We start from the raw sequence: 1,432 nt of genomic DNA, 5'->3' as shown, positions 1-1,432 counted from the left end.
ACCGCCGATCTCGAGGCCGATCACCCGGTCGATCTCCTCGTCGCGCGCGGACAGGAATAGAATCGGCGCATCCGAGGTTTTGCGGATTCGGCGGCAAACCTCCAGGCCGTCCATTTCCGGCATGCCGACGTCGAGCACGACGAGATCCGGCGTCTCCTCGGAGAAGCGGCGCAGCGCCTCGGCTCCGTCGCAGGCGGAGACCGTCTTCATACCGGCCTTCTCCAGCGCGAAGCAGATGATGTCGCGAATGTGGGAATCGTCGTCGGCGACGAGAATGCGGTGGGCCACGGAAGCGCGCCTATCATTTGTCAGAGGCGTCGTCGCTCGTCGGCGTCGCGCCCGGCGGATTTGTATCGAAATATCGTTTCAGGCGCCATCCGCGAAAGGTCCAGCTGCGCCAGTCGATATCGGCGATGGTGGAGGAGCGGGCGAAGACCTCCTCTCGCGGCGGGCGGCGCCCTGTCCGTTCGGCGTAGAGCCGGACATATCGATCATAGGCGGGGATCGCCTGCGGCCCGAGGGAAAGAAGATAGTCGACGTCGAGCGCCAGGCCGGCGTCGCTCGTCTTGGCGCAATGCGCCACATTGTAGCTCGCGACGATGTGAGGGAAATTCAGGAAGCAGCAGAAGTAGAGCGTCACGGCCGCGGCCAGCGCATTGGCGTCGAGGAGCCATTTGTTCGATTTTCGCGCGACGATCTGGACGGTGATCAGCATGAGGCCGACAGCGACTAGGCCCATCCAGATCATCGCCGAAAGCCGCAGCTCGCTGAGGGAATAGGCGTCGACATAGAGCCCTGTCCGAAACATCGACGACAGGACGAGCATGAAGTTCTGCGCGACGAAGATCAGCACCAATGGCTTTATGTGTCGCGACCTTTCGGCTGGGCCGCCCGGACGCATCGCTATGAGTACGAAGGCGGCGGCGAGCACTGCCGTCGCCAGCAGCGGATAGGCGCCGCGATGCGCATAGGCGGCATAGGTGAGGCCATGCGGCAGCGCCAATCCACCCCAGAGATAGGCGACGTCCAGCGACGTCTGCACGGCGAACAGGGCATTGAACAGGAACAGTGATCGCAGCACCGCGTTGGCGTCGAGCAGCGCGCCGTCGTCCTTCTGGCTGGCAGATGCGGGCGCTTTTCGCTGCGCCGGCTTACGCGGGCAGCGCAGATGAATGAACGGCCATATGAGGCACGCGATTGTCAGCCAGAACAGGATTCGTATCGACGAGATCAGCTCGAATCCGCGCGTCGGATCCAATCGGCTCACCCATTCGTCGATTAAGGGATTCGCCGTCGCAAAGAGCGACAGAAATACGAGAAACAGCCCGATCGGCACGATCCAGGCGACCAGCGTCCCCGCAGGCTGGACGGTCTTGCGCCTGCTCCGTGTCAGCCTCCGCGCACGAAGAATATCGCCGATCAGCCAGAACGG

General features: G+C 63.1%; 2 protein-coding genes. Both read right to left on the bottom strand.

The window, feature by feature from the left end; translation table 11 throughout:
* Positions 1-288 (bottom strand): response regulator (locus tag A1351_RS03785; protein WP_157096077.1); only part of this gene is annotated, 288 nt, incomplete at its 3' end.
* A 13-nt stretch (positions 289-301) separates the two neighbouring features.
* A partial coding sequence (locus A1351_RS03780) for a DUF4153 domain-containing protein (RefSeq protein WP_064032260.1) occupies positions 302-1,432 on the bottom strand: 1,131 nt, incomplete at its 5' end.

Source organism: Methylosinus sp. R-45379 (assembly GCF_001644125.1).
GTDB lineage: Bacteria > Pseudomonadota > Alphaproteobacteria > Rhizobiales > Beijerinckiaceae > Methylosinus.
This window is presented reverse-complemented; position numbering and strand designations above follow the sequence as displayed.